Source organism: Actinoplanes sp. NPDC023801 (assembly GCF_040639655.1).
Classification (GTDB): Bacteria; Actinomycetota; Actinomycetes; order Mycobacteriales; family Micromonosporaceae; genus Actinoplanes.
In genome coordinates this window covers 131,369-150,927 of sequence record NZ_JBFAAI010000020.1, presented here as the reverse complement: position 1 = coordinate 150,927, position 19,559 = coordinate 131,369, and the positions used below count along the sequence as shown (strand labels likewise).

Genomic DNA, 19,559 nt, shown 5'->3' with positions numbered 1-19,559 from the left:
TCCGCCACCCGTTCAGACGCCGGGTTCGGTGACGATGACGGGGAACGGGAAGGCCGGGGCGTCCTCGTCCGGCAGTGGGTAATCCTTGCCTGGTTCCTCGATGGCCTCCAGCCGCAGCTCGTTCGCCGGATGGGTGGCGCAGATGGCGGCGTTCCAGCCATTGCGGCCGCCCTCGAAGGAACGGAGCCGGTTCAGAACCTTCCGCATGCCGGCCCGGTATCCGGCCAGTACGGCCCCCTCATCGGCACGGAACTCCGCCCGACGTGAATCCGAGGCCTGCATCGGCGCCACGAAATACTGCACGGTGACGAAGACGGGCCAGAGCGCGAGCCAGATCAGGAATCGCAGGAAGCCGTTCCGGGTCCGGTCACGCAGCCATCCGCCGCCCGCCTGCACGACATAGAGCGGAAACGCCACACCACGTACGAAGGCGGTCGAGACCGCGTCGGCGTTCCGCCAGTGGACGAGTTCGTGGGCGATGGTCGCGGCAATCGCGTCGGGCGTGTGGACGAAGCTGTCGATCATGCCCTTGTGAATGACGATGTGCCGGGTGTGGGCGTAGGCGGCCGCCTCGGCACTGTCGTGGGTCAGCACCTCCGGGTGGTTTCGGAGTCCCAGCCGATCCGCGGCACTGCGGACCAGCGGCAGCAGCAGGTCGGCTTCGCGGCGGCTCAACCGGCGCGCCCCGGTGACAGCGAGGATGCGGTGCTCGAACAGCACCCGATAGAGCGTGTAGAGCAGGCCGACCACGCACCCGATGATGATTGCGCCCACGACGGTCACCACCCCGTCGACGACACTCTCCTGGAACGGCCCGAGGAACACCCAGATCATCCCGAGCAGGAAACCGATCAGCGCGCCGAGCAGCACCGCGAGGACCGCGGCCTGGACACCGCTGGATTTGGTCAGCAGGTTCTCCATGGCGTCGCCGAGAAACGGCACCGACCGCACCGATTCCGGAAGGGTTTGCTCACCGCGCAGCCCGCTGTAGAGGTAGGCACCGATCCCACTGGAAACGGCGAGAACCGCAGCCGCGAACAGCGCACCGGGCACGTAGAGCCAGGCCGCGATGAACGCCGCGACGACACCGCGCCCGTTCCGCAGAATGCCGGCCCGGAGCCACGACGTGACACTCACGAAGTCCGCAGGGCGCCCGACGGTGAACCGGCTTGCCATCTTCCCGCCCTGGACGGGCATGGCCGGGGCGGCTGTCACCGGCGGTGTCGTCGCGGTGCTGGTCTGACCGCCGTCCTGGGTTTCCTCCGCCACCGATCCCCCTGACAATCATGCCCTTGAATAATGACGACAGTGAGTATGGTGCAACCGGGCCGTTTCGTGCTTCCCACTGTCGGCCACCATCCGACAGGACGGCAGCCGGTCCCGACCCACCGTTTTCCGCAGACACGAGGGGGCGACGCGGTGCGAATCACCGTGCGAGCAAGCGACCACCGAGATCTGGACCGGCAAGAGGGCGCCCTGGCAGCCTTCCTCGATCAGCAGCCGCCACTGCGGGGCCGCGTACACCTCGTCGGTGACGGCCAGCAGGCCGGAGGCATCAGCCAGTCAGTCGCCATGATCATCGTCGACCTCGGCCCCACCGTCCTGGGCACTTTCGCCGGCCTGGTGATCGCCTGGCTACGCCATCGAACAGGCACCACTCAGGTCACCATCACCCGAGCCGACGGCACGAAGTTGGACCTGCAGGCCCAGCGGGTGAAGAACCTGTCCGGCCCCGAACTGACAGCCCTGGCCACCGAACTGGGCAAGGCCCTCGACCCCCCGCCCCCCCGCCCCCGCCGTCAGCCCGGCCCAGCACCAAGACCCAGCCCCGAACCCCCGCAGCATCAGCGACCCACAAACCCCGTGACTCACCACAGGACGTGACGATGTGGAGTCGAGGTGGGATGAGTCGATCGAGATGAGCACGATGAATCAGAGCCGGGCGCCTTGACATGATCGACTGGCCGCCACGGGCAGAGCGGCACGCAACCACGGGCCGCGCCCCCGGGATGCGGGGGTTCCGGGGGCGCGGCCCCCGGAGCAGAAAACCGAAACGGCCCCCGGTTCGCGCCCTCCGCGAACAGGGGGCCGCAATGCCGTGGAGCTGATGACTGCTTACTTGAACCGCGGCGAGCGGGCCCCACAGCTGAAGACGGCCGTCGGCGGGTACCCGCCGGGTCTCGCCGGGCTAACCTCTTAGCTAAGGAGGTCGCCATGTCTGAAGCCCCCGTGCAGTTCAACATCCACGACGCGAAAACAAACCTCTCGCGGATCATCGACCGCGTCGAGCACGGCGAAGAGATCATCATCAGCAGGGCCGGCACACCCGTCGCCAAGGTGATCCCGCTCAACCGCAGGGTCGACAGGATCGGCAGAGGCTCCCTCGCCGGTCAACTCGTCGTAGCAGACGACTGGGACTCCACCGAGGTGAACGAGTCGGTCGCACATGATTTCGGCCTCGGATGAGCCTGCTCCTCGACACGCACGTCGTGCTGTGGTGGCTCACGGACGACCTCACGCTTTCCGCCGAGATCAAGGAACGCCTCGATCATGAACCGGACGTCTACCTCAGCCCGGCGACGATCTGGGAAGTAGCCATCAAGCAGTCGCTCGGCAAACTCGAGAAGCCAGCCGATCTCCCCGAACGCATCCGTGACAGCGGCTTCCGGCATCTGAACATCACCGCCGAGCACGGCCTCGTCGCAGGACGGCTCCCGCTGATCCACCGAGACCCGTTCGATCGGATGCTGATCGCCCAGGCCAAGGTGGAACACCTGACCCTCGTCACTCGCGACGCGCACATTCAGAAATACGACGTGTCCGTACTTCCCATCTGACGCGGCCGAAGCGCGACGCGGACCAGCCGCGACCCAACCGCCTGCCGCGCCCACCGTGATGCGGGGTTTCCGGGGGCTCGGCCCCCGGAGCAGAAAACCGAAACGGCCCCCGGTTCGCGCTTTCCGCGAACAGGGGGCCGTAATGCCGTGGAGGTGACAGCTGCTTACTTAAACTCGGCGAAGCAGGTGCATCACCTCCGAACCCGCTTGCTCCGCTAGCCAGCCGCCGGCTTAGACCGCCGCAGCCACCCCCGACGGGATGAGTAACGGCCCGGCTCATAGTGACCGCGCCTCGCCCAACTGCGCTGCGCCTTACCCTCGGCTACGCATTCGGGCGCATTGCGCGCAGCACCGTCATGCGGCGTCGCGACTCAGCAACCGCCGCCCGGAGCTCTCGGATGTTTGTCTGAGATCGAGAAACGCTCTCACGTTGGCTGACCAAGTCTGCCTCTAGGCCAAGACGCCTGGATTCAGCCCGCCACTCTGGACGGGCCGCGTCAAGCCAGGCTCGCGCTTTCGCGGCGATGTGACCTGCCCGGCTATAGAAGGGGGACTCGCTCTCGAAGGGCGCCCAAGCGACACCACCGGGCGCAAGGTCGTAGACATCCATAAAGATCCACGACCATTTACTCGTGCCGTTAGCGGCATTGGACGTTCGCTTGCCTGGCGGCTCAAATACGTGCTCCGTGCCCGGCACCACACCATGCGCAATCTGCTCGCCGGCCCACGCCCAGTCCCGGTCGCCCTGCCGATCCGGGCCTGCGTTGAGCACATAGCGACCATCGATGAGCTCAAGGGAACGGACCGTCGTCTGCTCGGTGAACTCCGGCTCAGCAGGATTCACGGCGCCCCGACCAGTGACCCAGGTTCGCCAGCTCACGCGCGCCGGCTCCACGGCGATGGACAGCCGATGACCTTCCGGGCTCGTCCAGTCGTAGACAGTTGCGTTCTTGGCCATGTGTGAATCCTCGCTCCCGACTGCGTTGCACATGATGCCTGATCGACGCGAGGAACTCCGAGCGGCGAAGCGCCTGCGCGGCAAGCTCGGACAACTGGACACCCTCGGCAACCGCCTAGAATAAAGAACCTGAGCTCACCATGCGGGAGACCTTGATGACCCGAACACTGACCGCCGCGGTGCACCAGGAAGAAGACTGGTTCGTTGCCCGGTGCCTGGAACTTGACGTGGCTAGTCAAGGCGAGTCATTGGATGAGGCTTTGGCGAATCTCCGCGAAGCGGTGGAGCTCTACTTGGAGCAGGTCTCTCAGCCCCAGATCGAGGCAACGCCGTTCGTTACCGCGTTCCAGGTCGCCTCGGCCGCATGAGCCCGGCTCTGGCCGATCTCCCTCTCCGCAAGGTAGTAGACGCCCTCACCCGGGCAGGGTTCGTCCACGTCCGCACCAAAGGCAGTCACGCGGTCTACCAACATCCGAACGGCCGGGTCGCAGTGGTCCCTCAGCACCCTACGGTCAAACGTGGAACGCTCGCCTCGATTCTTCGGCAGGCTGGCCTGACCACAGCCGAGTTTCTCCAGTTCCTGCGGTAAGACTCAAGCACTTCGCCTATTGCCGGTACCCGGCCCGCGCCTGGAGTTCCGGCCCCAAAGAGCCATCCGCCTACGGTGCTCGTCGCACCAGCGGAAACCCCGTACTCGCATAGGTCACCTGATGGGCGTCACCTCGGTTGGCCCCAGTCTTCCGACCGTCGCCGGCAGTTGGTGCGGGGGATGCAGCGCGGTCTGGGCATCGAAGCACCTGGCTGAACATCCGTTCACGTCTGCCTTCTGTTCTTTCATACCGAACCACGGCCGATACTGAACCCTGCTCTCAACTCACACGACCTGTACCGGCAGGCGCGCAAGGATCCGCGGCATGCTCGACCAAGCCGTCTTCCGAAGCAGTACCTCGACGACGAGGGGAACGGCCCGCATGTTGCGACCGATGAGCCGGCCGACCTCCTGTCTCCGCTGGTCGACCAGGCCAGAAACGAAAGCGGCACCGCCCTGGTGAGCGGTGCCGCTTCGGGTTCGGGTGAGAACCCTCCTCGTGGAAGTGATGAGCGCCTACTTGAACCGGGCAGAGTCAATACTGCAACTCAAAGCAGGTATCACCTGGCCCGTTAATTCCGAAGGTTCGAAGCCCTCCTGAACCTAGAAGTAGGAGGTGGGCTGGGTGATCCCCCGACGCCGTCATTGGGCGACCGACGTGGCGTCGGTCCCGGAAGACTCAGCCTCTGCATCACTCTCAAGTTGAGGGCCGTCCTGCGACGAGATCGCGGTTGAGATCAAGGCCGAAGGAACCTGCTCTGCCTCCACCACTCCGTCGGGGGACCGAAGCTTCGGAGGGGCAGGCATCCAGGGCTTGAGATTCTGGATCACCTGCTCGTAGAAGCCGTCAATCGCGGCAAGCACCGAGTCGACAAACGACCCTCGGCCGGTCCCACGTTTCGTACCGGCCGGTGAATTTGCTGCAACCCGAAACGTGCGCAGTTCCTTGCTCGGGTCGCCGATGAGGAGGCCCGGATTCTCGCGTACGGCCTTCAACAGCTCAGCATTGCCGGGCCCCCGTGAGTAGGCGGCCGAGGACTCCAGCCGCACCGTCTCTGGCGCTTCCTTCAGCTGCCGTACCAGCCAGTTGACGCGAGTAGTGGGACGACCTTCGCGCGGGGCGTCAACGTCCACGTGACACGTGATCTTGGTTGCCCGCAGGTCTGCCGTCACAAATAGGGCGCCCACAGCGCCAGGGATTCGTAGCGCAGCGGTCATGGTGCCGGTCATGCTGAGCTGTGAGACCAAAGCCTGGGTACGGACTGCTGGCTCCGACAATTCGCGACGACTGAGGCTCGGAACGATCTCCGTTCCAAGTCGCCTACCAAGCTTGAGACCGGCGAATCGGACAAGTGCGTCGAATCGGCCGGCAACTTCCGCGGCCGTCGCGTCGGTGGAGCGAAGAGTGCCGGCTCCCACCGACTCTCTCAAGGTCACCCAGCTGGGGCCCATGTCGCTGAACTCGAGCGCACCAGACCGTGGGTGCTCCAAGTATCGGATCAGTTCACCAAGAACCCACGCTTGATCCGGGTCCGCAACACCGCGGTACTCCTTCTGCATTACCGCAACGGTGAGCACCTCGGACCATGGCAGGTGATGCAGCGCAACCTTCTTGAGCTTCCGCTTGTCAACGGCAGTGGGGTGCTGGCCCGGGATGGGTGGAATCTCGTTGGAGATGGTGATCAAGGCATCGAAGCCCTGCTCACGGGCGATGTCCAGGTAGCGCTCAAGCTGCTCCGTCTGCAGTTCGTTGCTACCCGTCTTCACTTCGACCAGTGCGGTCCACTGGCGCTGTCCACGAGTCACCCGAATTAGCCCATCCGGGAAGTACTTCCCGTCCCCGAGCTTAAACGGCACCTCGATGAATGTCTCCACGGAGCCCGCTGGAGCACCGAACTGCTGCGTCAAAGCACGGCCGAACTCTCGTACTGCGCTCATTACCGCAAGCAGAGCCGAGGTAGCTCTGCGTTCTTGCTCCTCAGCACCGTTGATTCCGGAAGTCGGAATGAGGCGTGCAGCGAGCCAAGTCTCATCAGTCATCAGTCACCCCTTGTAACGCAGCCTTCACGCAGGCTACGCCGCACCGAATGTGGCGACCGTCCTAATTAGTTCACCGACTAGGCATGAGAACCTGACCAACCGTCCCGCCGTGGCGACTTGCAAGAAAAAGTTTCATTTCGACGCGGCCATCGCTGAAGGCAACGGAGCCAGCCACGCCAAGACCGTGGCACCGGCCGCTCCAGGCTGCACACCGTCGGGCGCTATATACGCCATCAGGAATGTCCTCCAGACGCGTGCCACTGGCACCTGGAACGCAGCAGCAAACGGTCTTCCCAGTGGGTCCGCAGCGGCCTGCCACGCCATCACGCCCTCGAAGTCAGAGTGTCGCCACCCCTTGGCCCACCCGCCACCGCGGATGGCGCCATGCGAAGAGCGCCATGCCTAACGAACCGGCCGCGCCACCCAAGTGGATGACGCGGCCGATGATCTTGCAGTGGAGGTGCCGGGAATCGAACCCGGGTCCTTCGTTGTTTTGTCAGGGCTTCTCCGAGCGCAGCTCACTATGCCTCTACTCGGCCCTCCGACTCACGTGAGCAAGTTCGGATGACGGGCCCAGTCGCTGATTGATCTCGCCGCCGGGTCCCCGCGACCGGGACCCATTGGCCAGCCTCCTAGCTGATGCCGGCAGCTGGGACGGAGGCGCTCCCAGACCGACAGACCACGCTACTTGCCTCAGGCGGCGAGAGCGTACTGGTCAGCGTCAAACTTATCGTTGGCGCTTATAGTTTTCCGACGACCGATTCTCGAGACGACGTCGGCTTCCTCGGCTCGCTTCCCCTGTCTCCACGTACGAAGTCGAAACCAGTCACCCCCATGTCTGTTTCACAGCGTGACAATCCTAGCTCATCCCGCAGGAGCCGCCACCGACGGCGCAGGTGACCGGTTTCACCACGGCGCCGATGTCTTTGGAGCCCTGGAAACCGGCGGTGATCGAGGCACCGGCGGCCAGTGAGTTGCCGCGGATGGTGACGGTGTCGCCGCTCGCGCTGACCGTGGCGTTCCAGCCACCGCGGACCTCGACGTCGGCACTGGACGGGTAGGTCAGAGTGACGGTCCACTCGCGCGCCGCGGAGCCGTTGTTGACGACCTTGACCGCGGCGATGAATCCGTCCCGCCACGCGGCGCTGGTGGCGTAGGTGACGGCCAGGGTGTTCGCGGCGGGTGAGGGCGAGGGCCGGGTACTCGGTGTCCGGCTGGGGGTCTTCGACGGCTTGGGCTTGGCCGAGGGTGAGAACGACGCGGACGCCGAGGGCGACTGCGACGCGGAGCTGCTGACCGAGGCGGACGGGGTCGGCGACGACGGTACCGGGGCCGACTCGGTGGACGGCGTGGTGGCCGGCAGCGGGTCACCGGCGGCCTGCAGCGCGGCGGACGGCTGGACCAGCAGCGGCTCCCCCGCACCGGCCGACCCGCCGGCGACCACCGCGACCCAGACGACCAGGGCGGCGAGCACCGCGGCAGCGGAGCCGAGGACGAGTCGGGCCAGGATGAACTGACGGACGGCGTGCTTCGCCAACGGGTGGCTCTCCCTCGCGACAGCAGAATGATCGACAGCGGCGGGCCAGGTGCGGATCATGGGGCCTGGCGGGCGAGAATACCCGTCAGTCCATGCCCTTCGCACGGCGGCCCATCGCCCGGTTGATCTCGCGCTGGGCGTCCCGGCTGGCCATGTCCTGCCGCTTGTCGTAGCTCTTCTTGCCCTTCGCGACGCCGATCTCGACCTTGGCGTACCCGTTGTGGAAGTAGACCGCGAGCGGGACCAGCGTGACGCCGTCGTCGCGCAGCTTGCCCAGCATCTTGTGGATCTCTTCGCGGTGCAGCAGGAGCTTGCGCGGGCGGCGCGGCTCGTGGTTGGTCCAGGTGCCCTGGGTGTACTCGGGAATGTGCATCCCGTGCAGGTAGATCTCGCCGCCGTTCTCGTGGCCGAACGCGTCGACGAGCGAGGAACGGCCGGCACGCAGCGATTTCACCTCGGTGCCGGTGAGGACCATGCCTGCCTCGTAGGTGTCCAGGATGGTGTAGTCGTGGTACGCCTTGCGGTTGGAGGCGACCAGCTTGCGACCCTGTTCACGTGGCATGAGGAAAAAGACTACCCGCGATTCAACAGAGGCAGCCGGGCAGGTAATTCAACGGATTCCGGGGTACGCCGCCGAACCGCGTCTCGAAGTGCAGGTGCGCCCCGGTCGACGCGCCGGTGTTGCCGACCCGGCCGATCACCTCGCCGCGCCGGACGTACTCACCGACGTGCACGTTGATCCGTGACTGGTGGGCGTAGCAGGTGGTGAAACCGTGCCCGTTCAGCCGTCCATGATTGATACAGGTGTACCGGCCGTAGCCGCCGTTCCAGCCGGCCTGGATGACCCGTCCGGAGGCCGCGGCCCGGATGGGGCTGCCTGACCCGGCGGCGAAGTCGGTGCCGGCATGCAACTGCCAGACCCGGTAGTACGGGTCGTACCGGTTACCAAAATTGCTGCTCTTCCACCCGCGGACCGGCATCAGGAGGTGGCCGCCGGAATATCGGCTGCCGACGCCGCCCCGGTTCTCCCAGCCGCGCATGGCCGACCGGGTCCGCTGTTCGTTGCGGACCGCGGCCCGGTACTGGGCCAGGACCGTGCCGCGTTGCGCTTCGGCGGCACGCAACGCGGTCTGCCGGGTCTGCACCAGTTGGTAGAGCGACTGCCGGGCGCGCAGCGCGGCGGTCTGGGCGGTCTGGGCGGCGCGGAGCTTGTCGACGGCGGTGCGCTCGGCGGCCTCGGCGTCGCGCTTGGCGGCGCCGGCCCGGTTCTGCGCCTCGCGCGCCTCGCGCCGGGCCGCGAAGAGGATACGAACCTCCTCCTGTTCCCGGTCGACGAGGTGCTCGACGAGCCCGAGCCGGTCCATCAGGTCCTGCGGACCGGTGGCCTGGGCCAGCATGTTGAACCGGGTGAGCCGGCTGCCCATGTAGCTGGTGCGGGCGATCTCGTCGACCCGGGCGCGGGCCTCGTCGAGCCGGGCCGCGGCGGCCGTGTAGTCGGCGGCGACCCGCTGGTACTCGCCGCGGGTGGTGTCGGCGTGGCGGCGGGCCACGTCGGCCTGGACGCGGGTGGCGACGACGACGCCGCGGGTGGCGGCCACCCGGTCCTGGGCGGCCGGGAGTGCCGCGGTGGCGCGGGCCAGGTTGCCGGCCGCCGTGCGGGCTGCGGCGCTCGCGTTCTCCAGCAGCGCCTCGGCGCGGCGGACGGCACGGGAGGCGTCGTCGTTGCGGTCCCCGGCGCCGGCGGGCCGCGGTCCGGTCAGGACGATTCCCACCATTGCCACGATGCCGAGGAGGCAGAGGCAGGCGGCGATCAGGCGATCAGGTCGGCGGTACCTCACCGGGCCACGCTACCGCGACCAATCAGCCGCAAAGCACCAAATCGCCCGATGGCCGCAACCCTGTCCGGATTGCGGCCATCGGCGTACTCACGATCGGGTGGGCTGACGCCCGCCCGCGTCAGACCTTGAGGTAGAAGCGCAGGGTGACCCAGGCGGTGACCGCGCTGACCAGGGCTCCGACGCCGGCCAGCAACGGCAGCATGAGCACCACGTTGCCGTTCGGGATCGGGGTCAGGATGGTGGCGAGCGCCTGGAGCTTGCCGTCCAGGAGCACCACCTTGGCGATGAAGAGCGCCACGAAGCCGAGGATCGCGCCGATCAGACCGGCGACCACCGCCTCCAGCACGAACGGCGCCTGGATGAACCAGTTCGATGCGCCGACGAGTTTCATGACCGCCACTTCTCGCCGTTTGCTGTAGGCGGCCACCTGGATGGTGTTACCCACCAGGAGCAAGGCGGCCACCGCCATGAAGCCCGCGACGATCAGTGAGGCCAGCTGGATCGAGTTGAAGATGTCGAAGACCTCTTCAAGGATGTCGCTCTGATCGATGATCTGCTTGATGCCGGGCAGCTTCTCGATCTCCTTGGCGAACGAATCGTAGTTCTCCGGGTTCTTCAACCGCACCCGGTACGACTCCGGCAGGCTCTCCGCGTTGATCGCGTTCACGAAGTCCGGGGAGTCGGCCCAGAGGGTTTGGAAGCGCTTGAGAGCGTCCGCCTTGGTCTCGAAGGCCTTGTCGGCGACCAGGCTGCTGTTGGTGATCGCCTGATCGATGGCGGCCTTCTCACCGTCGGTGATGCCGTCGTTGAGGAAGATCGAGACCTGGATGTTCCCGTAGTAGGCGTCCTTCATCAGGTCGACCTGCATGTAGAGAAGCACGCTGGCGCCCAGCATGGTCAACGAGACCGACATCGTGATGATCATGGCGATCGTCATCGTGACGTTTCGCCACAGGCCCACGAGGACCTCGTTGAGTACGTACTTCACGCGCATCGGGGGGATCCTTCCAGGACTCCGCGTGTCACAGGTTCAGCTTTCGTTACGTGGGCGGAGCCGGGTCTACCCGTAGACACCGCGCGCCTGGTCCCGGACGATCCGTCCGCTCTCGATCTCGATGACCCGGCGGCGCATCTGGTTGACGATGTTGGAGTCGTGCGTGACCATCACGACGGTCGTACCGGTCCGGTTGATCCGGTCCAGCAGGCGCATGATCTCGATCGACGTGTCCGGGTCGAGGTTACCGGTGGGCTCGTCGGCGAGAAGAATCAGCGGGCGGTTCACGAAGGCACGGGCCACCGCGACACGCTGCTGCTCACCACCGGAGAGCTCGTGCGGGTAGCGGTGCTCCTTACCGCCGAGGCCGACCAGCTCGAGAACCTCGGGCACGACGCGACGGGCGACGGCCTTGGTCTTGCCGATCACCTCGAGGGCGAAGGCGACGTTCTCGTACGCGGTCCGGTTCGGCAGCAGCCGGAAGTCCTGGAACACGCAGCCGATCGAGCGGCGGAAGTGCGGAACCTTCCACGACCGCAGGGTGGTCACGTCCTTGGCGTTCACCACCACCTTGCCACGGGTCGGCGAGACCTCGTGCAGCAGCAGCTTGATGATCGTCGACTTACCTGAACCGGAGGGGCCGATGAAGAAGACGAACTCACCCTTCTCGATCCCGACGCTGACATTGTCCAACGACGGCCGAGACGCCTTCGGATACGTCTTCGTCACGTTCTCGAGCTGAATCACGGGACTGGAGTCTACGCGGTGTAACGAAATCGCCAACCCCGCCGGGGTCGGGAATATTCACGACCTGCAGTAACGGTATATACGAGCACAACCACGCCTGACGGACCGTTCAGGCGAGGTTGCGCTCGGTCACCGAACCGATCAGGAGGCAACCTGGTTCTGCTTGCGCCAACGGATGCCCGCCTCGATGAACCCGTCCACATCGCCGTCGAAGACCGACGAAGGGTTACCGGTCTCGTACTCGGTGCGCAGATCCTTCACCATCTGGTACGGGTGGAGGACGTACGAACGCATCTGATCGCCCCACGAACCGGTGGTGTCCTGCCGCAGATCGTTCATCTTGGCCTGTTCCTCCTGGCGTTTACGCTCCAGGAGCCGGGCCTGGAGGACGCGCAGGGCGGCCGCCTTGTTCTGCAGCTGCGACTTCTCGTTCTGACACGAGGCCACGATGCCGGTCGGGATGTGGGTCAGCCGGACCGCCGAGTCGGTGGTGTTGACGCTCTGCCCACCAGGACCGGAGGAGCGGTAGACGTCGGTGCGGATCTCGTTCTCCGGGATCTCGATGCTGTCGGTCTGCGCGACCACCGGCATCACCTCGACGCTGGCGAAGCTGGTCTGGCGGCGGCCCTGGTTGTCGAACGGGCTGATCCGCACCAGGCGGTGGGTGCCGGACTCGACGCCGAGGGTGCCGTAGGCGTACGGCACCTTGACCGTGAAGGTCGCCGACTTGAGGCCGGCCTCCTCCGCGTACGACGTGTCGTAGACCTCGGTCGGGTAGCCGTGCCGCTCCGCCCAGCGCAGGTACATCCGCATCAGCATCTCGGCGAAGTCGGCCGCGTCCACACCGCCGGCGCCGGCCCGGATCGCGACCAGGGCCTCACGGGAGTCGTACTCCCCGGAGAGGAGGGTGCGAACCTCCATCTCCTCGACGGCCTTGGAGAGCTTGACCAGTTCGTCGCCGACCTCGGTGACCGAGTCGGCGTCTCCCTCGTCCTCGGCCATCTCGAGAAGCAGGGCGGCGTCGTCGAGGCGGGAGCGCAGGCGCTCCAGCTTGGAGATCTCGCCCGAGACGTACGCCAGGCGGCTGTTCACTTCCTGTGCGCGGGCCTGGTCGTCCCAGAGGTCGGGCGCGGAGGCCTGCTCCTCGAGGTCCGCCTTGTCCCGGCGCAGCTTGTCGACGTCCAGGACGTTCTCAATGTTGCGCAGGGTCGCGTCGAGGGACTTCAGTTGCTCGGGAAAGTCGGCAGCGCTCACGACACTCAAGACTACGCCGCCCGGCCAGATTGCTGGCCGGGGCGGTCCGTTCAACTTGTCGGAACTGCCTTGAGCCAGCTGAGAGCGGCCTTGTGATAGGCGACCGCGAACTCCAGCGCCGCCGCGCCGAACGGGTCACCGTTCTTCTTCGCCTCCTTGGCCTGCTCCTTCGCCATCGCCATGGCCTCCGCGTGGTACTGGTTGGCATGCGTGTACAGCGATTGCAACTGGTCGCCGGAGTGCTGCTGGCCGAAGGCGACCCGGAGAGCGACCGGGTTGCGTAGCGCATCACGGCCGGGGCTCTCGGCGAGCCACCTGGTGAAGGCCCGTTTCCCGGACGCGGTGATGGCGTAGGGCTGACTGGATCGAGGGCCCGGCTTTCCGAGGCGGACGTACCCCATTTCGGCGAGTACGGGCAGTTCGCGGTAGACCTGGCTCCGCGTCATCGACCAGTAGGGCCCGAGGCGGCGTTCGGCAGCCGCCATCAGCTGACCGCCGGTCATCGCCCCCTCGTGGAGGAGGCCGAGAAGGGCAGCCGCCGTTGGATTGATTTGGAAGTCGGGCATGCCTAATAAGCTGCCACTTTGTCGCGCCGCCGTCCAGGATTTAGCCCGATCCGTCCAGTTTGCGCCTCCACAAACGACTGTCCCGCACAGACAGTCCGACAACGAGCGTGCGGATGGGGCGTTTCGCCACTGTACGTGACGTTGACCAGGTAATATGGCGCAGGCAAACGGTCAGACGACATGTTGCGGGCAGGAAATTCGCGAAAACCCGCGATTCGCCATGCGAAACCAGACATTGGTTGCCAAGCGCCCCAACTCTCACCCCATGTGCAAATAGCGTCGCCGGCGCCGGGCTGACGGGCCTCCTCACGGGACGGCCGAGCGGGCGCGCAGGGGCCGTACGGCTACCCTGAGCCTCATGAGTGACCGCCAGACAGCCCCGGAGACCGTCGAGGAGTCCCGGCTCACCGTGGTGCTGCTCGCGGTGGCATCCGTCGGCTGGACCGCCGCGATGCTGTGGTCGGCCCGGGCCAGCATCACCAGCCGGGCGGACGCCGCGATGGAGGTGACCTCCACGGCGTACGCGTTGCCCGGCGCGGTCTCGGCGGCCCTGGTCGCCGGCGCGGCCGTGGCACTGCTCGCGCTCACCCTGATCGGCGGGCGCCGGTCGCTCGGCTCGACCGCCCGGTTCGCCGTGGCCACCGGAGCCGGTCTGCTCGTCGGCCTGGTCAGCGCCGTACCGGTCATCACGATCAACACGCTCGGCACGATCTACGCGGCGGTCGCCGGCACCGTCGCGGCGGCCGCGACCATCGGTGGCGCACTGGCCGGGCTGCGGATCCCCCGGGTGGTCGCGGCTGCCGCCGCGGCGTCGGTCGGGGTCTTCCTGATCGGATTCGTGCTCAACCTCTTCCAGGAGCCGGTGCTCAACGCCTTCGGAGCCGGCGACACCGCGTCGTCCGCCGACGCGGCACAGTGGTTCTCGTACAGCCAGGCCGCCCTCAGCGGTCTGGCGGCCGGGCTCATCTCCTACGTGCTGCTGCGCCGTGCCGGCACGGGGGTCCGCTGGCCGATGTACGCGCTTGCCGGAGCCGGCCCGGGCCTGCTGCTCGTGATCGGCGAGTCACTGTCGCGCACCGCCGGAGCGGAGGTCCTGGCCCTGGCCGGCAAGGTGAGCGAACTGGAGAAGACGGTCCAGGACCTGCTCAGCACGGCACGCCTCAACAACGCGCTGATCGTCCTCTTCGTCGGTGCGCTGACCGCCATCATCGCGGTCGGCCGGACACTGGGCCCGGCCGAGGACGAGGACGACGCCCCGGCGAAGGCCAGGGACGACGTCCCGGCGAAGGACGAGGGGAAGGACGAGGCGAAGGCGACGGAGGACACCCCGGCGGGGCCGAAGCCCAGCCCGGCGCGGGACGCGATCGCCGCGCGGGACGAAGGGGAGCCTCAGAGCAACTCGTCGAGCTCGGAGACCGCGTACCACTCCAACTCGTGATCCTCGGCACCGTCGACGGTGAACTGCGCGTCGGGGTCGCCCGCCAGCGCCTCCTCGACCACCTCGGCCGCGGCCGCCACCGACTCCTCGGCATCGGTGCCGTCGACATGAATGCTGGCCAGCTCGGTCACGCTGATCGCCTGCGGTAACCGGACGGTGCTCGAACCGAGCTCGGTGTCCTCCCGGACGAGGCCGGCAGCCGGCACGTCGGCCGAGATCACCACCCGGCGCCGTGGCGCGGCCGGGTCATGGCGCAGCAGTTGCAGGGCGCCCTGCGCGGCACGGGTGAAGGCCACGTACTCGAGCTCCTCCTCGTCACCCTCCGCATACCACTCCCGGAGCGCGGGGGTCACCGCGTGGGCGACCACTGCCTGACCGCCGAGGCGCCCCTCGGCCCGCAGCGACGCGAGCATCGGCAGCGTGGCCGGCACGTAAACCCGGACCAGATCGGTGATCGGCACGTCTTTCCTCCTGCACGCGGCACGTTCTGCGGTCCCGGACAGTACACCGTCATCGCGGCCGGGGAACGTCCCATTCCATCAGGCGTCTCCAGATCGTGGTGGCGCAGGGCCAACGCAACCAGGCCGCGGCAAACGGTGGCAAACTGATGCTGTCGATAGGAGGACCCCGTGCCCGAGCCTCGCTTCCTGCTGCTGTCCGAGGTGGCTGCCGAGCTCAACGTCTCGGACTCGCAGGTCTATCACATGGTGCGGGGCGGTGAGCTTCCCGCGATCAAGGTCGGTGGCCGCGGCCAGTGGCGAGTGGAACGCGCCAAGCTGGAGGAATACATCGCGGCCAAGTATGCCGAGACCGCTGCCTGGGTCCGTGACAACCCACTCTCCGAGCGTGACACTGATTGACCGGTCAGCGGCTTTTGCGCCTCTTCCCGCATCGATGACTGCCGCTTGCTGCATCGACGGCAACTGAGCCAATCTGGAGGCTGTCGGAAGCAAACGTAGGCAAACGCAAGGTTTGCTGCGGTGACGCAAGAGATTGGCGGTGGCGATGCGCTCGACCCTCGAGGCTGCACCCACCGGGCCCCGGCCGGCGATCCGCCTGCGCCCGGTCCCCCGGTTCGAACCCCCCTTCGACGACGAGGCGACGCCACAGGCGTGGGCCTCGTCCCGGCAACTGGCGCTGGACTGGCCGGCCGACGTCCCCGGTGCACCCGCGCCGCCGGAGGCCGCGCCACCCGTCGTCGCCGGTGCGTCCGGTGACGCGAAGCTCGCGGTGCGGCGGTTCGTGCGCCTCTGTGTCGAGGTCCTCAACGGATTCCGGCCCGCCGCCCACCTGCGCCGGATGGCACTGCCGGCCGGCGCGGCGGAGGTGGTGGCGCAGGGGCTGGCCGGCGCACGCCGGGTCACCGCACTCCGGAAAGACAGCGGCCGGCGGACCGCACGGCCGACGCCGGTGGCCGTTCTCAAGGTGATGCTGTGCGAACCCCGCTCCGGAGCGGTGGAGACGGCGGTGACGCTGGTGACCGGTGAGCGGACCTGGGCGATCGCCTTCCGCCTCGAACTGCACCAGCAGAGCTGGGTCGCGACCACCCTCGTGATCGTCTGAGACTCCCCGGGGCGTCCGGCAGCGAGCAGAGCGACGGCCGTCCCGGGGCACAGCACGCCGCACCGGCACGGGAGCCGGAAAAGCGGAACGGCCCGCGTGGCCCGGCCGGAGCCGGATCACGCGGGCCGTTCGGACAGGCTGGGTCAGACCGCCCCGGGCGCCCCGTGGCAGCGCTTGTACTTCTTGCCCGAGCCGCAGTAGCACGGCGCGTTCCGCGACGGGCCGTTCGACTCGGACTGACCGGCGGCGTTCCGGTTAGACCGTGAACCGGCACCGCCGTGTGCCGGGCTCGCCGGGACGGGCGACCCGCCCGGACCGATCGCGACCGGCGGCGGGCCCTGCTGCTGGACCTGCGGACCGCCGCTGCCGGCCTCACCGTCGATGGTGGGGGCGGTGTACTGCAGGTTCTGCGGGCGGCTCGGCGTGTTGAGGCCCTTGGCGTGCACCTCGACATGCTCCGGCTGGTCGTCGTCCGGCACCTCGCCGACCTTGGGCAGTTCGAAGGCCTGGCTCGGGTCCAGCGTGACGGTCGGCGCCTCCTCGACCTGGACCTCCAGGTTGAAGACGAGACCGACGGCCTCCTCCTTGATGCCCTCCATCATCTGGTTGAACATGTCGAAGCCCTCGCGCTGGTACTCGACCACCGGGTCACGCTGCGCGTAGGCCCGCAGGGAGATGCCCTCCTGCAGGTAGTCCATCTCGTAGAGATGCTCACGCCACTTGCGGTCGATGACCGAGAGCAGCACCTGGCGCTCCAGCTCGCGCAGCGCCTCCGGACCGAGCTCCTCCTCGCGAGTCTCGTACGCGGTCAGCGCGTCCTGCTGCAACTGCTGCAGCAGGAACTCCTGGTCGACCGAGTTACGTTCGCCGCCGGACTCCTCGACGATGTCGTCGATGGTGAGCGTGATCGGGTAGAGCCGCTTGAGGCTGGTCCACAGGTCGTCGAGGTCCCAGTCCTCGGCGAAGCCGTCGGCGGTCGCGACCCGCACGTAGTCGGCCACCACGTCGCTGATCATGCTGGTGATCTGGTCGTGCATGTCCTCGCCGTCGAGCACGCGCTTGCGCTCGGCGTAGACGACCTGCCGCTGCTTGTTCATGACCTCGTCGTACTTGAGGACGTTCTTGCGGATCTCCGCGTTCTGCGCCTCGATCTGGGTCTGCGCGTTGCGGATCTGCTTGCTCACCATCTTCGACTCGATGGGAACGTCCTCGGGGATGTTGAACCGCTCCATGACGGCCTCGACAGCGCCCGCCCGGAACCGCTTCATGAGGTCGTCCTGCAGCGACAGGTAGAACCGGGACTCACCCGGGTCGCCCTGCCGGCCGGACCGGCCGCGGAGCTGGTTGTCGATGCGGCGCGAGTCGTGCCGCTCGGTGCCGAGGACGTAGAGACCGCCGGCGGCCTGAACCTCGGCGGCCTCGCGCTCGGTGGCCTCCTTGACGATCGGGAGGACCTCCTCGAGCGCCTTCGCGTACTCCTCCGGGTTCTCCACCGGGTCGAGGCCGCGCTGGTGCAGCTCGGCCGCGGCGGTGAAGTCCGGGTTGCCGCCGAGGAGGATGTCGGTGCCACGACCGGCCATGTTGGTCGCCACGGTGACCGCACCCTTCCGGCCGGCCTGGGCGATGATTGTCGCCTCCTGCGCGTGGAACTTCGCGTTCAGCACGCTGTGCGGGATGCCACGACGGCGCAGCAGCGTGGAGAGGATCTCCGAGTTCTCCACCGAGACCGTGCCGACCAGGACCGGCTGACCGGTCGCGTGCCGCTCGGCGATGTCCTCGATGACGGCGTTGAACTTGGCCTGCTCGGTCTTGTAGATGACGTCCGGGTGGTCGATCCGGATCATCGGGCGGTGCGTCGGGATGCTCACGACGCCGACCTTGTAGACGCTGTTGAACTCGCCGGCCTCGGTCTGCGCGGTACCGGTCATGCCGCCGAGCTTCTCGTAGAGGCGGAAGTAGTTCTGCAGGGTGACGGTCGCCAGGGTCTGGTTCTCCTGCTTGACCTCCACCCCCTCCTTCGCCTCGATGGCCTGGTGCATGCCCTCGTTGTAGCGGCGGCCGTGCAGGATGCGGCCGGTGAACTCGTCGACGATCAGGACCTCGCCCTCGGGGCTGACGATGTAGTCCTTGTCGCGCTTGTACAGCTCCTTGGCCTTGATGGCGTTGTTCAGGTAGCCGACCAGCGGAGTGTTCACCGACTCGTACAGGTTCTCGATGCCGATCCGGTCCTCGACCTTGCCGACGCCGCGCTCGGTGACCGCGATGGTCCGCTTGGCGACGTCGACCTCGTAGTCGCCCTCGCCGTCCTTGCCGGGCTGCAGGCGGGCCACGATCTGGGCGAACTCGCCGTACCACCGGGCCGAGTGCTCGGCCGGGCCGGAGATGATCAGCGGCGTACGCGCCTCGTCGATGAGGATCGAGTCCACCTCGTCGACGATCGCGAAGTTGTGCCCGCGCTGCACCAGCTCGGTCTTCGACCACGCCATGTTGTCGCGCAGGTAGTCGAAGCCGAACTCGTTGTTCGTCCCGTACGTGATGTCGCACTGGTAGGCGGCGCGGTGCTCGGCGGCCGGCCGGTTCGGCAGGATCACGCCGACGGAGAGGCCGAGGAACACGTGCACCCGGCCGACCCACTCAGCGTCACGCTGGGCGAGATAGTCGTTGACCGTGATGATGTGCACACCCTTGCCGCTCAACGCGTTCAGGTAGGCCGGGAACACACCGGTCAGGGTCTTGCCCTCACCGGTCTTCATCTCCGGGATGTTGCCGAAGTGCAGGGCGGCACCGCCCATCAGCTGGACGTCGTACGCCCGCTGGCCGAGCACACGCTTCGCGCCCTCCCGTGCCACCGCGAAGGCCTCAGGCAGCAGCGAGTCCAGTGACTCGCCCTCCTGATAGCGCTCCTTGAACTGCTGGGTGCACTCGCGCAACTCGTCATCGGTCAGGTCGACGTAGTCGTCCTCGATCGAGTTGACCGCGTCCGCGATCGCCTTCAGGCGTCGCACCATGCGGCCTTCGCCGGCGCGGAGGATCTTTTCCAAAATCGACACGGGTCAACGCTCCCCTAGACAGTCTGCGGAACCATCGTAGGCACCTCCACCCGGTACCTGTGACCCTGGCCTCCGGTGAAACTCGCAAACAGAGCGAAAGGCACCGGGAAGTTCGCTGAGAGCGCAGCGCTTCGCCGCGTTCCAAACC

The 19,559-nt window shown here is 67.1% G+C and carries 20 protein-coding genes and 1 other RNA gene; 8 read left to right on the top strand and 13 right to left on the bottom strand.

All coding sequences use genetic code 11. The features are described 5' to 3' along the window. Positions 1 to 12: 12 nt before the first annotated feature. Positions 13 to 1,269: a M48 family metalloprotease gene (locus tag AB0G04_RS30390; RefSeq protein ID WP_360989475.1), complete on the bottom strand. Its 1,257-nt coding sequence runs from the start codon at positions 1,267 to 1,269 to the stop codon at positions 13 to 15. 150 nt (positions 1,270 to 1,419) lie between these two features. Between AB0G04_RS30390 and AB0G04_RS30385 the strand changes: the two genes are divergently transcribed. From AB0G04_RS30385 to AB0G04_RS30375, 3 genes are all read left to right on the top strand, one after another. Next, a complete protein-coding gene (locus tag AB0G04_RS30385; protein ID WP_360989472.1) occupies positions 1,420 to 1,884 on the top strand; it encodes a hypothetical protein in 465 nt (154 codons plus the stop codon). Positions 1,885 to 2,214: 330 nt separating this feature from the next. Continuing rightward, positions 2,215 to 2,466, top strand: coding sequence for a type II toxin-antitoxin system prevent-host-death family antitoxin (locus tag AB0G04_RS30380; RefSeq protein WP_360989469.1), 252 nt, complete (start codon positions 2,215 to 2,217; stop codon positions 2,464 to 2,466). Further along, positions 2,463 to 2,837, top strand: coding sequence for a type II toxin-antitoxin system VapC family toxin (locus AB0G04_RS30375; RefSeq protein WP_360989466.1), 375 nt, complete (start codon positions 2,463 to 2,465; stop codon positions 2,835 to 2,837). Before AB0G04_RS30380 ends, AB0G04_RS30375 begins: the two co-directional genes overlap by 4 nt. A gap of 322 nt (positions 2,838 to 3,159) precedes the next feature. Here the strand turns inward: AB0G04_RS30375 and AB0G04_RS30370 are convergent, their stop codons facing one another. Beyond that, positions 3,160 to 3,795, bottom strand: a complete 636-nt coding sequence (locus AB0G04_RS30370) for a hypothetical protein (protein WP_360989464.1) — start codon at positions 3,793 to 3,795, stop codon at positions 3,160 to 3,162. Between the two features lie 155 nt (positions 3,796 to 3,950). On the opposite strand from AB0G04_RS30370, the gene AB0G04_RS30365 reads away from it, so the two are divergent. Continuing rightward, positions 3,951 to 4,163: a type II toxin-antitoxin system HicB family antitoxin gene (locus tag AB0G04_RS30365; protein WP_282766798.1), complete on the top strand. Its 213-nt coding sequence runs from the start codon at positions 3,951 to 3,953 to the stop codon at positions 4,161 to 4,163. After that, on the top strand, positions 4,160 to 4,384 hold the full coding sequence (locus AB0G04_RS30360; RefSeq protein WP_360989461.1) for a type II toxin-antitoxin system HicA family toxin: 225 nt from the start codon (positions 4,160 to 4,162) through the stop codon (positions 4,382 to 4,384). The genes AB0G04_RS30365 and AB0G04_RS30360 overlap by 4 nt, the downstream gene beginning before the upstream one ends. Positions 4,385 to 5,026: 642 nt before the next feature. Here AB0G04_RS30360 and AB0G04_RS30355 read toward each other — a convergent pair. The 9 genes from AB0G04_RS30355 to AB0G04_RS30315 form a co-directional block, all read right to left on the bottom strand. Then, positions 5,027 to 6,424 (bottom strand): stress response protein, encoded by a 1,398-nt coding sequence (locus AB0G04_RS30355; RefSeq protein WP_360989458.1) that lies wholly within the window; start codon positions 6,422 to 6,424, stop codon positions 5,027 to 5,029. Positions 6,425 to 6,876: 452 nt separating this feature from the next. Continuing rightward, positions 6,877 to 7,258: a transfer-messenger RNA gene (gene ssrA / locus AB0G04_RS30350) on the bottom strand. A 25-nt stretch (positions 7,259 to 7,283) separates the two neighbouring features. Beyond that, positions 7,284 to 7,961, bottom strand: a complete 678-nt coding sequence (locus AB0G04_RS30345) for a cellulose binding domain-containing protein (RefSeq protein ID WP_360989455.1) — start codon at positions 7,959 to 7,961, stop codon at positions 7,284 to 7,286. A gap of 85 nt (positions 7,962 to 8,046) precedes the next feature. Further along, positions 8,047 to 8,523 carry an SsrA-binding protein SmpB gene (gene smpB, locus AB0G04_RS30340; protein ID WP_360989452.1) on the bottom strand — a complete coding sequence of 159 codons (477 nt, stop codon included), beginning with the start codon at positions 8,521 to 8,523 and terminating at the stop codon, positions 8,047 to 8,049. A gap of 22 nt (positions 8,524 to 8,545) precedes the next feature. Continuing rightward, entirely contained in the window at positions 8,546 to 9,799 is a 1,254-nt protein-coding gene (locus AB0G04_RS30335; protein WP_360989449.1) for a M23 family metallopeptidase, read from the bottom strand. 118 nt (positions 9,800 to 9,917) lie between these two features. After that, positions 9,918 to 10,793, bottom strand: coding sequence for a permease-like cell division protein FtsX (gene ftsX, locus AB0G04_RS30330; RefSeq protein WP_360989446.1), 876 nt, complete (start codon positions 10,791 to 10,793; stop codon positions 9,918 to 9,920). 66 nt (positions 10,794 to 10,859) lie between these two features. Continuing rightward, positions 10,860 to 11,540 (bottom strand): cell division ATP-binding protein FtsE, encoded by a 681-nt coding sequence (gene ftsE, locus AB0G04_RS30325; RefSeq protein WP_106315361.1) that lies wholly within the window; start codon positions 11,538 to 11,540, stop codon positions 10,860 to 10,862. A gap of 141 nt (positions 11,541 to 11,681) precedes the next feature. Next, positions 11,682 to 12,794, bottom strand: coding sequence for a peptide chain release factor 2 (gene prfB / locus AB0G04_RS30320; RefSeq protein WP_360989442.1), 1,113 nt, complete (start codon positions 12,792 to 12,794; stop codon positions 11,682 to 11,684). 50 nt (positions 12,795 to 12,844) lie between these two features. After that, entirely contained in the window at positions 12,845 to 13,360 is a 516-nt protein-coding gene (locus AB0G04_RS30315; RefSeq protein ID WP_360989439.1) for a PadR family transcriptional regulator, read from the bottom strand. Positions 13,361 to 13,718: 358 nt separating this feature from the next. On the opposite strand from AB0G04_RS30315, the gene AB0G04_RS30310 reads away from it, so the two are divergent. Further along, positions 13,719 to 14,798, top strand: coding sequence for a hypothetical protein (locus tag AB0G04_RS30310; protein ID WP_360989436.1), 1,080 nt, complete (start codon positions 13,719 to 13,721; stop codon positions 14,796 to 14,798). On the opposite strand, the gene AB0G04_RS30305 is transcribed toward AB0G04_RS30310, so the two are convergent. Beyond that, on the bottom strand, positions 14,750 to 15,211 hold the full coding sequence (locus AB0G04_RS30305) for a hypothetical protein (protein ID WP_360989522.1): 462 nt from the start codon (positions 15,209 to 15,211) through the stop codon (positions 14,750 to 14,752). The two genes, AB0G04_RS30310 and AB0G04_RS30305, sit on opposite strands and share 49 nt — an antisense overlap. A gap of 216 nt (positions 15,212 to 15,427) precedes the next feature. Here AB0G04_RS30305 and AB0G04_RS30300 point away from each other — a divergent pair, with 216 nt between their 5' ends. Together AB0G04_RS30300 and AB0G04_RS30295 are read left to right on the top strand one after the other, a co-directional pair. Then, entirely contained in the window at positions 15,428 to 15,658 is a 231-nt protein-coding gene (locus AB0G04_RS30300) for a helix-turn-helix domain-containing protein (protein ID WP_360989433.1), read from the top strand. A 145-nt stretch (positions 15,659 to 15,803) separates the two neighbouring features. Continuing rightward, the gene (locus tag AB0G04_RS30295; protein WP_360989520.1) at positions 15,804 to 16,361 is read left to right on the top strand and encodes an Rv3235 family protein; all 558 of its coding nucleotides are present in this window, start codon (positions 15,804 to 15,806) and stop codon (positions 16,359 to 16,361) included. Between the two features lie 143 nt (positions 16,362 to 16,504). Here the strand turns inward: AB0G04_RS30295 and secA are convergent, their stop codons facing one another. Continuing rightward, positions 16,505 to 19,411, bottom strand: a complete 2,907-nt coding sequence (gene secA / locus AB0G04_RS30290; protein ID WP_360989430.1) for a preprotein translocase subunit SecA — start codon at positions 19,409 to 19,411, stop codon at positions 16,505 to 16,507. Positions 19,412 to 19,559 lie beyond the last annotated feature (148 nt).

Bases quoted from the DNA above. Each gene is read 5' to 3' on its own strand.
- AB0G04_RS30315 (WP_360989439.1), bottom strand. From the start codon at position 13,360: ATGCCCGACTTCCAAATCAATCCAACGGCGGCTGCCCTTCTCGGCCTC.
- AB0G04_RS30310 (WP_360989436.1), top strand. From the start codon at position 13,719: ATGAGTGACCGCCAGACAGCCCCGGAGACCGTCGAGGAGTCCCGGCTC.
- AB0G04_RS30305 (WP_360989522.1), bottom strand. From the start codon at position 15,211: ATGCTCGCGTCGCTGCGGGCCGAGGGGCGCCTCGGCGGTCAGGCAGTG.
- AB0G04_RS30370 (WP_360989464.1), bottom strand. From the start codon at position 3,795: ATGGCCAAGAACGCAACTGTCTACGACTGGACGAGCCCGGAAGGTCAT.
- AB0G04_RS30360 (WP_360989461.1), top strand. From the start codon at position 4,160: ATGAGCCCGGCTCTGGCCGATCTCCCTCTCCGCAAGGTAGTAGACGCC.
- AB0G04_RS30355 (WP_360989458.1), bottom strand. From the start codon at position 6,424: ATGACTGATGAGACTTGGCTCGCTGCACGCCTCATTCCGACTTCCGGA.
- smpB (WP_360989452.1), bottom strand. From the start codon at position 8,523: ATGCCACGTGAACAGGGTCGCAAGCTGGTCGCCTCCAACCGCAAGGCG.
- ftsX (WP_360989446.1), bottom strand. From the start codon at position 10,793: ATGCGCGTGAAGTACGTACTCAACGAGGTCCTCGTGGGCCTGTGGCGA.
- AB0G04_RS30375 (WP_360989466.1), top strand. From the start codon at position 2,463: ATGAGCCTGCTCCTCGACACGCACGTCGTGCTGTGGTGGCTCACGGAC.
- AB0G04_RS30380 (WP_360989469.1), top strand. From the start codon at position 2,215: ATGTCTGAAGCCCCCGTGCAGTTCAACATCCACGACGCGAAAACAAAC.
- AB0G04_RS30295 (WP_360989520.1), top strand. From the start codon at position 15,804: ATGCGCTCGACCCTCGAGGCTGCACCCACCGGGCCCCGGCCGGCGATC.
- AB0G04_RS30365 (WP_282766798.1), top strand. From the start codon at position 3,951: ATGACCCGAACACTGACCGCCGCGGTGCACCAGGAAGAAGACTGGTTC.